This is a genomic window from Endozoicomonas sp. 8E, from assembly GCF_032883915.1.
GTDB lineage: Bacteria > Pseudomonadota > Gammaproteobacteria > Pseudomonadales > Endozoicomonadaceae > Endozoicomonas_A.
Genome location: NZ_CP120717.1, coordinates 206,040 through 217,547, shown reverse-complemented (window position 1 = coordinate 217,547; position 11,508 = coordinate 206,040). Strand labels below are relative to the sequence as shown.

At 47.3% G+C, this 11,508-nt stretch carries 9 protein-coding genes; 5 read left to right on the top strand and 4 right to left on the bottom strand.

Features of this window, described 5'->3' with window-relative positions; all coding sequences use genetic code 11:
* Positions 1-59: 59 nt before the first annotated feature.
* Positions 60-257, bottom strand: a complete 198-nt coding sequence (locus P6910_RS00885; RefSeq protein ID WP_317144402.1) for a hypothetical protein — start codon at positions 255-257, stop codon at positions 60-62.
* A 119-nt stretch (positions 258-376) separates the two neighbouring features.
* On the opposite strand from P6910_RS00885, the gene P6910_RS00880 reads away from it, so the two are divergent.
* Positions 377-2,200, top strand: a complete 1,824-nt coding sequence (locus P6910_RS00880; RefSeq protein WP_317144401.1) for an F-box/WD40 repeat-containing protein — start codon at positions 377-379, stop codon at positions 2,198-2,200.
* On the opposite strand, the gene P6910_RS00875 is transcribed toward P6910_RS00880, so the two are convergent.
* A complete protein-coding gene (locus P6910_RS00875; protein ID WP_317144400.1) occupies positions 2,128-2,556 on the bottom strand; it encodes a hypothetical protein in 429 nt (142 codons plus the stop codon). The genes P6910_RS00880 and P6910_RS00875 overlap by 73 nt on opposite strands.
* A gap of 61 nt (positions 2,557-2,617) precedes the next feature.
* On the opposite strand from P6910_RS00875, the gene P6910_RS00870 reads away from it, so the two are divergent.
* The gene (locus P6910_RS00870) at positions 2,618-4,441 is read left to right on the top strand and encodes an F-box/WD40 repeat-containing protein (protein ID WP_317144399.1); all 1,824 of its coding nucleotides are present in this window, start codon (positions 2,618-2,620) and stop codon (positions 4,439-4,441) included.
* Between the two features lie 30 nt (positions 4,442-4,471).
* On the opposite strand, the gene P6910_RS00865 is transcribed toward P6910_RS00870, so the two are convergent.
* Positions 4,472-4,840, bottom strand: coding sequence for a hypothetical protein (locus tag P6910_RS00865; protein ID WP_317144398.1), 369 nt, complete (start codon positions 4,838-4,840; stop codon positions 4,472-4,474).
* A gap of 62 nt (positions 4,841-4,902) precedes the next feature.
* On the opposite strand from P6910_RS00865, the gene P6910_RS00860 reads away from it, so the two are divergent.
* Positions 4,903-6,726 (top strand): F-box/WD40 repeat-containing protein, encoded by a 1,824-nt coding sequence (locus P6910_RS00860; RefSeq protein WP_317144397.1) that lies wholly within the window; start codon positions 4,903-4,905, stop codon positions 6,724-6,726.
* A 30-nt stretch (positions 6,727-6,756) separates the two neighbouring features.
* Here P6910_RS00860 and P6910_RS00855 read toward each other — a convergent pair whose 3' ends face one another.
* Entirely contained in the window at positions 6,757-7,041 is a 285-nt protein-coding gene (locus tag P6910_RS00855) for a hypothetical protein (protein WP_317144396.1), read from the bottom strand.
* Positions 7,042-7,103: 62 nt separating this feature from the next.
* Here P6910_RS00855 and P6910_RS00850 point away from each other — a divergent pair, with 62 nt between their 5' ends.
* Entirely contained in the window at positions 7,104-8,894 is a 1,791-nt protein-coding gene (locus P6910_RS00850) for an F-box protein (protein ID WP_317144395.1), read from the top strand.
* A gap of 657 nt (positions 8,895-9,551) precedes the next feature.
* The gene (locus P6910_RS00845; RefSeq protein WP_317144394.1) at positions 9,552-11,300 is read left to right on the top strand and encodes an F-box/WD40 repeat-containing protein; all 1,749 of its coding nucleotides are present in this window, start codon (positions 9,552-9,554) and stop codon (positions 11,298-11,300) included.
* Positions 11,301-11,508 lie beyond the last annotated feature (208 nt).

The following is an 11,508-nucleotide window of genomic DNA, read 5'->3' as shown; positions in this document are numbered from 1 at the left end:
CTGAGGTCGTCATTCCCGCGAAGGCGGGAATCCAGCGCCAACGGTGGATCTCTGCCTTCTCAGGGATGACGAGGCCAGGGGGGCACCGGGCAGTAAGGTTCTGGTGGTGAGTCATTGTGGATTCCCGCCTTCGCGGGAATGACGAGAATGAAGGCGGGAATGACGAGAATGAAGGCGGGAATGACGAGAATGAAGGCGGGAATGACGAGAATGAAGGCGGGAATGACGAGAATGAAGCCGGGAATGACGGGAGTCAACTCGTTCCAACGCTGGGACCCACAGGGCCTGAAAGCGTGGGAACCAGAGGTTATCCATTTTGAATGTCCTTTTCTATGTGAGGATAAATATTGACTCTGAGGCTCTGGAGGAGCTGCTCATGACCCCATTGAACAATAATTCCAGCAATGACGGTTCACTCTCACCAACACCTGTGCAGTCTCGACTCGAACAAGTGCCAACGGGCATCGTTGCAGGCAGGAATGTTACTGCATATAACCAAAATCAATCTTCATTCTTCCGTTTGCCTGATGAAATAAAAACCAAGATTATTCACTATCTGGGTTTTCGGGAGATTACCCGTTTAGCAAAGGTATGCAAATATCTTTGCGATCTTTTAGAAAACCATAAAACTCTGGAAAGAGAATGGTATCGCCGGTTTCCTTCCCCACGCCAATATCTACTAAAGACCGTAGCTACTGCAAAAGATGAGCAACAACTCCGTGACTGGTTGAAGCCGTTTGCGAATAAGGACTCTGTCGAATCACTCGTAAAACAACAAAAGAGTACTTGTTTTCCTGCTCTACTCCTTTTTTACAACAGTAAACTGATGTCTCAATGTGAAACATTCAACTTAGAGGCAAAAAACGAAATTACCCATCCCAGCATGATCTCAGTCGTCACCTTAAGCGCCGATGGCGGTCACTTAGTGACCGCCAGTATGGATGGTACAGTGAAGATTTGTAGGCAGGAAACCAATGGATCATGGAAAGTGAAAGCCTCCACTCCCAATAATGGTTGGGCCAAAGATGCCATTTTCAGCACCGATAGCCGCCATCTGTTGGTCGTCAGTCGTCTCAGGGCGGGAATCTATGGTATGAAGGAGGATGGATCATGGGAAGCAAAAGCCACCATTTCCCATAATCGTTGGGTCCTTTCAGCCGCATTCAGTGATGATGGTCGCTATGCGTTGACCACCAGTTTGGATAATACGCTGAAAATCTATGGCCAGAATACCGATAGATCATGGGAAGCAAAATACATTATCAACTGTGATACTCCGATCAGGCTCGCCAACTTCACCGCCGATGGCCGTCATCTGTTGGTTGTCAATGCATCTGACGTTGCGACAATCTATGGTCTGGAGGACGATGGATCATTGCAAGCAAAAGCCACCATTACTGATCCGGGTGGTGTCAATTGGGCCTGCCTCAGCTCCGATGGCCGTCATGCGTTGATACGCGTTGGACATAACACTGTGAAAATCTGCAGTCAGGAGGCCATTGGGTCATGGGAAGTCAAAGCCACCATTAACCATAATAATTTTGTCCACTCACACTCCTTCAGCGACGATTGCCGCCATCTTGCAACCACCAGTTTCGATAAGACAGCGAAAATATGTGACCTGCAGGACGATGGATCATGGAAAGAAATAACCACGATTTCTCATGATCGTTTTGTCCACTCTGTCAAGTTCAGCGCCGATGGTCGTCATCTGGTGACCATAGGTGATGATAAAACGGCGAAAATCTATAGTCAGGAAACTCCTGGATCATGGGTAGAAAAAGCCGCCATTGAACACAATGACTCTATTAACTCAGCCGAGTTCAGCGCCGATGGCCGCCATTTGGTGACCGCCAGTTATGATAAAACAGCGAAAATTTATGGCCTTAAGGCCGATGGAACCTGGGTAAAAAAAGCCACCATAGCCCACAAAGATAAGGTCCGATCCGCCACCTTCAGTGCCGATGGTTGCCTTGTGATGACCGCCAGTAAGGATAACACCGCGCAAATTTATGGCCTTAGGAAGGATGGATCATGGGTGAAAAAAGCCACCGTTGTACACAATAAAGCCCTCCTCTCAGCCACCTTCTGCGTCGATGGCCGACATGTGGTGACCGCCAGTGAAGATTACAAGGTGAGAATCACTGAACTATGGAAGAACAGTAGTTTGAACTTCCATGACAAAATCGAGTCTATATAGATCGAATCAGTTTTGGATGTCCCCTCTAAGTCCTCTAAGTCATTCTGAGGGTGTCGCAAAACTCCAACAGCTCGTTCCCATGCTCTGAGGTCGTCATTCCCGCGAAGGCGGGAATCCAGCGCTAACGGTGGATTTCTGCCTTCTCGAGGATGACAAGGCCAGGGGTGCACCGGGCAGTAGGGTTCTGGTGGTGAGTCATTGTGGATTCCCGCCTTCGCGGGAATGACGAGAATGAAGCCGGGAATGACGAGAATGAAGCCGGGAATGACGAGAATGAAGCCGGGAATGACGGGAGTCAACTCGTTCCCACGCTGAGACCCACAGGGCCTGAAAGCATGGGAACCAGATTTATTCATTTTAAATATCCTTTTTTATGCGGGGATAAATATTAACTCTAAAGCTCTCGAGGAGCTGCTCTTGATCCCTTTGAACCAAAGTTCCAGCAATGACGGTTTACTCTCGCCAACAACTGAGCAGTCTCGACTCGAGCAAGCGCCAACGGGTGTCAGCGCAGGCAGGGACGTTAGTGTGTATAACCAAAATCAGTCTTCATTCTTCTGTTTGCCCGATGAATCAAAAACCATGATTATTCGCTATTTGGGTTTTCGGGAGATTACCCGTTTAGCAAAGGTATGCAAATATTTTCGCGATCTTGTTGAAAACCATAACGCTCTGGAAAGAGCCTGGTATCGACGGTTTCCTTCACCACACCAATATCAACTGAAGACCATCGCTACGACAAAAGATGAGCAACAACTCCGTGACTGGTTGAAACCGTTTGCGAATAAGGACACTGTCGAATCACTCGTAAAACAACAAAAGAGTACTTCTTTTCCTGCTCTGCTCTTTTTCAACAACAGTAAACTGATGTCTCAATGTGAAATATTTAACTTAGAGACAAAGACCGAAATTACCCATCCTGACCATATCTTGATAGCCACCTTAAGCGCCGATAGCCGCCACTTAGTAACCGCCAGTTTGGATGGTATAGTGAAGATCTGCAGCCAGGAGACCGATGGATCATGGAAAGTAAAAGCCTCCACTCCCGATAATGGTTGGGTCCAAAAAGCCATTTTCAGTACCGATAACCGCCATGTGTTGGTCGTCAGTCGTCTCAGGGCGGGAATCTATGGTATGAATGAGGATGGATCATGGGAAGCAAAAGCCAACATTTCCCATAATCCCTGGCTCATCTCAGCCACATTCAGTGCTGATGGTCGTCATGTGGTGACCGCCAGTTTGGATAATACGCTGAAAATCTATGGCCAGAAGATCGATGGATCATGGGAAGCAAAATACATTGTTAACTGTGATGCTTCGACCAGATTGACCAGTTTCAGCGCCGATCGCCGTCATCTGTTGGTTGTCAATACATCTGATGTTGCGACAATCTATGGTCTGGAGGACGATGGATCATTGCAAGCAAAAGCCATCATTGCTGATCCGGGTGGTGTCAATTGGGCCTGCCTCAGCTCCGATGGCTGCCATGCGTTGATCCGCTTTAGACCTAACACTTTGAAAATCTACGGTCAGGAGGCCATTGGGTCATGGAAAGTAAAAGCCACCATTAACCATAACAATTTTGCCAACTCACACTCCTTCAGCGACGATTGCCGCCATTTTGCAACCGCCAGTTCCGATAATACAGCGAAAATATTTGACCTGCAGGATGATGGATCATGGAAAGAAATAACCACGGTTTCTCATGATCATTTTTTCTACTCTCTCAAGTTCAGCGCTGATTGTCGCCGTCTGATGACCGGAAGTGATGATATTACTGTGAAAGTCTATGGTCAGGAGACCCCTGGATCATGGGTAGAAGAAGCCACCATTAAACACAATGAGAGGATCATCTCAACCGAGTTCAGCGCCGATAGCCGCCATCTGGTGACCGCCAGTTATGATAAAACAGCGAAAATATATGGCCGTGAGGCCGGTGGATCCTGGGTAAAAAAAGCCACCATAGCCCACAAAGATAAGGTCCGATCAGCCACCTTCAGTGCCGATGGTTGCCTTGTGGTGACCGCGAGTAAGGATAACACGGCACAAATTTATGGCCTTAGGAAGGATGGATCATGGGTGAAAAAAGCCACCCTTGTACACAACAGGGCAGTCATCTCGGCCACCTTCTGCGTCGATGGCCGACATGTGGTGACCACCTGTGAAGATTACAAGGTGAGAATCACTGAACTATGGAAGAACAGAAGTTTGAACTTCCACGACAAAATCGAGTCTATATAGATCGAATCAGTTTTGGATGTCCCCTCTAAGTCACTCTAAGTCATTCTGAGGGTGTCGCAAAACTCCAACAGCTCGTTCCCACGCTCTGAGGTCGTCATTCCCGCGAAGGCGGGAATCCAGCGCTAACGGTGGATTTCTGCCTTCTCGGGGATGACAAGGCCAGGGGTGCACCGGGCAGTAGGGTTCTGGTGGTGAGTCAGTGTGGATTCCCGCCTTCGCGGGAATGACGAGAATGAAGCCGGGAATGACGAGAATGAAGCCGGGAATGACGAGAATGAAGTCGGGAATGACGAGAATGAAGTCGGGAATGACAAGAATGAAGTCGGGAATGACGGTAATCAACTCGTTCCCACCCTGAGACCGACAGGGCCTGAAAGCATGGGAACCAGATTTATTCATTTTAAATATCCTTTTTCTATGCGGGGATAAATATTAACTCTAAAGCTCTGTAGGAGCTGCTCATGACCCCTTTGAACCAAAGTTCCAGCAATGACGGTTTACTCTCGCCAACAACTGAGCAGTCTCGACTCGAGCAAGCGCCAACGGGTGTCAGCGCAGGCAGGGACGTTAGTGTGTATAACCAAAATCAGTCTTCATTCTTCTGTTTGCCCGACGAATCAAAAACCATGATTATTCGCTATCTGGGTTTTCGGGAGATTACCCGTTTAGCAAAGGTATGCAAATATTTTCGCGATCTTGTTGAAAACCATAAATCTCTGGAAAGAGCCTGGTATCGCCGGTTTCCTTCACCACACCAGTATCAACTGAAGAGCATCGCTACGACAAAAGCTGAGCATCAACTCCGTGATTGGTTGAAGCCGTTTGCGAATAAAGACACTGTCGAGTCACTCGTAAAACAACAAAAGAGTACTTATTTTCCTGCTCTGCTCCTTTTCAACAACAGTAAACTGATGTCTCAATGTGAAACATTTAACTTAAAGACAAAAAACGAAATTACCCATCCCAGCAATATCTTTGTAGTCACCTTAAGCGCCGATAGCCGTCACTTAGTGACCGCCAGTTTTGATGGTACAGTGAAGATCTGTAGTCAGGAGACCGATGGATCATGGAAAGTAAAAGCCTCCATTCCCAGAAATGGTTGGGTCTATGAAGCCTTTTTCAGCGCCGATAACCGGCATGTGTTGGTCGTCAGTGGTTTCAGGGTGGAAATCTATGGTACGAAGGAGGATGGATCATGGGAAGCAAAAGCCAACATTTCCCATAATAATTCGGTCATTTCAGCCACCTTCAGTGCTGATGGTCGCCATGCGATCACCGCCAGCTTCGATAATACGTTGAAAATCTACGGCCAGAAGACCGATGGATCATGGGAAGCAAAATACATTATTAACTGTGATACTCCAATCAAATTGGCCAGCTTCAGCGCCGATGGCTGTCCTCTGTTGGTAGTCAATACATCTGACGTTGCGACAATCTATGGTCTGGAGGACGATGGATCATTGCAAGCAAAAGCCACCATTACTGATCCGGGTGGTGTCAATTGGGCCTGCCTCAGCTCCGATGGCCGTCATGCGTTGATACGCGTTGGACATAACACTATGAAAATCTGCAGTCAGGAGGCCATTGGGTCATGGGAAGTCAAAGCCACCATTAACCATAATAATTTTGTCCACTCACACTTCTTCAGCGACGATTGCCGCCATCTTGCAACCGTCAGTTCCGATAAGAAAACGAAAATATGTGACCTGCAGGACGATGGATCATGGAAAGAAATAACCACGATTTCTCATGATATTTTTTTCTACTCTGTCAAGTTCAGCGCCGATGGTCGCCATCTGGTGACCGGAAGAGATGATAATACGGCGCAAGTCTACAGTCAGGAGACCCCTGGATCATGGGTAAAAAAAACCACCATTGAACACAATGGGGATATCATGTCAGCCAGGTTCAGCGCCGATGGCCGCCATTTAGTGACCGCCAGTCATGATAAAACAGCGAAAATCTATGGCCGTGAGGCCGGTGGGTCCTGGGTAAAAAAAGCCACCATAACCCACAATGACAGGGTCCTGTCCGCCACCTTCAGTGCCGATGGTTGCCTTGTGGTGACCGCCAGTGAAGATTGCACCGCGCAAATTTATGGTCTGGGGAAGGATGGCTCATGGGTAAAAAAAGCCACCGTTCCACACGGTGAAGTAGTCCTCTCAGCCACCCTCTGCGTCGACGGCCGACATGTGGTGACCACCTGTGAAGATTACAAGGTGAGAATCACTGAACTATGGAAGAACAGTAGTTTGAACTTCCACGACAAAATCGAGTCTATATAGATCGAATCAGTTTTGGATGTCCCCTCTAAGTCACTCCAAGTCATTCTGAGGGTGTCGCAAAACTCCAACAGCTCGTTCCCGTGCTCTGAGGTCGTCATTCCCGCGAAGGCGGGAATCCAGCGCTAACGGTGGATTTCTGCCTTCTCGGGGATGACAAGGCCAGGGGTGCACCGGGCAGTAGGGTTCTGGTGGTGAGTCAGTGTGGATTCCCGCCTTCGCAGGAATGACGAGAATGAAGCCGGGAATGACGGTAATCAACTCGTTCCCACGCTGAGACCCACAGGGCCTGAAAGCATGGGAACCAGATTTATTCATTTTAAATATCCTTTTTCTATGCGGGGATAAATATTAACTCTAAAGCTCTCGAGGAGCTGCTCTTGATCCCTTTGAACCAAAGTTCCAGCAATGACGGTTTACTCTCGCCAACACCTGAGCAGTCTCGACTCGAGCAAGCGCCAACGGGTGTCAGCGCAGGCAGGGACGTTAGTGTGTATAACCAAAATCAGTCTTCATTCTTCTGTTTGCCCGACGAATCAAAAACCATGATTATTCGCTATCTGGGTTTTCGGGAGATTACCCGTTTAGCAAAGGTATGCAAATATTTTCGCGATCTTGTTGAAAACCATAAATCTCTGGAAAGAGCCTGGTATCGCCGGTTTCCTTCACCACACCAGTATCAACTGAAGAGCATCGCTACGACAAAAGCTGAGCATCAACTCCGTGATTGGTTGAAGCCGTTTGCGAATAAAGACACTGTCGAGTCACTCGTAAAACAACAAAAGAGTACTTATTTTCCTGCTCTGCTCCTTTTCAACAACAGTAAACTGATGTCTCAATGTGAAACATTTAACTTAAAGACAAAAAACGAAATTACCCATCCCAGCAATATCTTTGTAGTCACCTTAAGCGCCGATAGCCGTCACTTAGTGACCGCCAGCTTTGATGGTACAGTGAAGATCTGTAGTCAGGAGACCGATGGATCATGGAAAGTAAAAGCCTCCATTCCCAGAAATGGTTGGGTCTATGAAGCCTTTTTCAGCGCCGATAACCGGCATGTGTTGGTCGTCAGTGGTTTCAGGGTGGAAATCTATGGTACGAAGGAGGATGGATCATGGGAAGCAAAAGCCAACATTTCCCATAATAATTCGGTCATTTCAGCCACCTTCAGTGCTGATGGTCGCCATGCGATCACCGCCAGCTTCGATAATACGTTGAAAATCTACGGCCAGAAGACCGATGGATCATGGGAAGCAAAATACATTATTAACTGTGATACTCCAATCAAATTGGCCAGCTTCAGCGCCGATGGCTGTCCTCTGTTGGTAGTCAATACATCTGACGTTGCGACAATCTATGGTCTGGAGGACGATGGATCATTGCAAGCAAAAGCCACCATTACTGATCCGGGTGGTGTCAATTGGGCCTGCCTCAGCTCCGATGGCCGTCATGCGTTGATACGCGTTGGACATAACACTATGAAAATCTGCAGTCAGGAGGCCATTGGGTCATGGGAAGTCAAAGCCACCATTAACCATAATAATTTTGTCCACTCACACTTCTTCAGCGACGATTGCCGCCATCTTGCAACCGTCAGTTCCGATAAGAAAACGAAAATATGTGACCTGCAGGACGATGGATCATGGAAAGAAATAACCACGATTTCTCATGATATTTTTTTCTACTCTGTCAAGTTCAGCGCCGATGGTCGCCATCTGGTGACCGGAAGAGATGATAATACGGCGCAAGTCTACAGTCAGGAGACCCCTGGATCATGGGTAAAAAAAACCACCATTGAACACAATGGGGATATCATGTCAGCCAGGTTCAGCGCCGATGGCCGCCATTTAGTGACCGCCAGTCATGATAAAACAGCGAAAATCTATGGCCGTGAGGCCGGTGGATCCTGGGTAAAAAAAGCCACCATAACCCACAATGGCAGGGTCCTATCCGCCACCTTCAGTGCCGATGGTTGCCTTGTGGCGACCGCCAGTGAAGATTGCACTGCACAAATTTATGGTCTGGGGAAGGATGGCTCATGGGTAAAAAAAGCCACCGTTCTACACGATGAAGTAGTCCTCTCAGCTACCTTCTGCATCGATGGCCGACACCTGGTGACCGCCAGTACAGATCACAAGGTGAGAATCACCGAACTATGGAAGAACGATTGATGATCGAATGAATGTATTTTTTCTCAGAACCGATCAGCAAACAGCGTTATATCAAACGCCCGATGGCAATTTTTGCAGTGGGCTCTTAATGAAATGTTTCTTTCTATCATTTCCCGAAATCAGGACTCTGTTTTTTTTGCGTCGAACTCAGGTTTTCTTAGCAGCCTGTCGGACTTAAGACTGTCCTACACGGCAACTGCTCCTGCGTTGCTCTAGCTCCTGCATCCATGCAGTCGTGCGGTTGCAATAAATTGGTCTAAAAATCCCTGTTTCTTCGTCAAATAGCTCGCTATTCTCCTCAGAAACAGAGATTTTTATCCTCAATTTCTTGCAATCCTCGCTACGGACGCTTAAGTCCGACAGGCTGCTTAGTTTCACTGACCTCAATGTTATGAACTCCCATTACAAAACCAACTCTAAATATCGAATCCATTTTGAAAGTCTTTTTCTATGCAAGGATAAATAAGTACCTGGCCAGTTGGTTTCGCATATTCTGGCGAGAGGATTTTTTCATCCTTCAAGGCGCAACGACGGGCGCGTAGCCATAGCTACGCAACCAGAGTTGGAACGCAGAAGGATGGAAAAAGCCGCCGTCCAGAATATGCGAAACCAACTGGTTAGGTACTTAATGACTTTGGAACCAGGGAGGAATCGGGTATGGACCCCATGAACAGCAATTCCAGCATCGGCGTTTCAAAACCACCAACACCGGGACAACCTCGACCGGAGGAAGCGCCAACGGGTGTCAGTGCAGGAAGGGACGTTACTGTATATGACCAAAATCAATCTATATTCTTCTGTTTGCCCGACGAAAAAAAATCTATGATTATCAGCTATTTGGGCTTTCGCGAGATTACCCGCCTGAAAAAGGTATGCAGATATTTTCGCGATCTTGTTGAAAACCATAAACTTTTGGAAAAAGCCTGGTATCGCCGATTTTCTTCACCACACCAACATCAACTAAAGACCATTGTTAAAACAAAAGATGAGCAACAACTCCGTGATTGGTTGAGTCCTTTTGCACCTCAGGGCACTGTCGAGTCAATGGTAAAACAACGACTGAGTACTTATTTTCCTGCTCTGCTTCTTTTTAACAACAGCAGACTGATGTCTGAATGTGAACAATTCAAGTTAGTGAAAAAAAACGAAATCTCCCATTTTGACGAGGTCTACACAGCCAGCTTCAGCGCTGATGCCAGCTTTATCATGGCCAGTGACGATGGCTCGTTGACAATCTGTGTCCGGAAGACCGATGGATCATGGGAAGCAGAAGACACTATTAACCTTGATGGTGCAGTCTTTGCGGCCAGCTTCAGCTCTGATACCTGTCATTTTCTTACTTCCGATGGAGATAACTCTGAGACTGCGAAAATCCATGCTCAGGGGAAAGATGGATCATGGGAAGTAAAAGCTACCATCACCCATGAGGGTGGTATCATTTCAGCCACCTTCAGCCCGGATGACCGCTATCTGTTGACCGTCAGTCAATATAATTGGGTGAAAATCCATGGCCAGAAGACCGATGGATTATGGGAAGAAAAAGCCGCTTTAAAACATGATAATACGATCATGTCGTTCAGCTTCAGCTCAGACAGTCGTCATTTGTTGATCGCCAGTTCATATAACACAGTGACAATCTATGGTCTGGAGGACGATGGATCCTGGGATGTAAAAGCCACCATTACCCATGAGGGTAAGATCTTCTCAGCCACCTTCAGCGCCGATAACCGCCGTCTGGTCACCACCGCTGATGATCGCACGGCAAAAATCTGTGACCTGCAGGACGATGGGTCATGGAGAGAAACAGCCACAATTGCTCATGACGATACTGTCTTCTCAACCATATTAAGCCACGATAGCTGCTATTTGGTGACCATCACCCAAAGAAAAGTCAGAATTTTTCATGATAATGCGATCTACTCAGCCAGCTTCATCGCCGATAGCCGCCATCTGGTAAGCGCCAGTGAAGATAACTCGGCAAAAGCCCATAGCCATAAGGCGGCTGGATCATGGGTGAAAAATGCCACCATTTCTCACAAGAAGGGCATCCACTCAGCCACCCTTAGCCCCGATGGCCAGCATCTGGCGATCAACGGCACTGATAACAAGGTAATAATCTATGGCCTGGGGGAAGATGGATCATGGAAGAAAGAAACCGTCATTTGCCACAAAGGTCATTTCTCAGAAGCCACCTTCAGTCCTGATGGTACCCATCTGGTGACGTGGGCCGATAATGACAAAACGGCAAAAATTTATGGTCTGGGTCCCGAGGGAACATGGCTAAAAAAAGCCATCATTGCTCACGAGGAGGGCATCTCCTCAGCTACCTTCAGCCCCGATGGCCGACATGTGTTGACCATCAGTAATGATCACAAGGTAAGAATCACTGAACTGCAGAAACTTTGATGAGCTAATGAGTGTAAAACCCATTGACTGCAGACGGCTATCAGACAGAAATGCTTTTTGCAGAAATGAATTTTCCCGGACCAGGACTCTTCATTTTCTTAATTCCACTGACTTCAATATTTTGAACTTCCATTACAAAACCGACTCTAATAGAACTAATACATTTTAAATGTCCTTTTCTATGCAAGGATAAATAATGACCTGAACC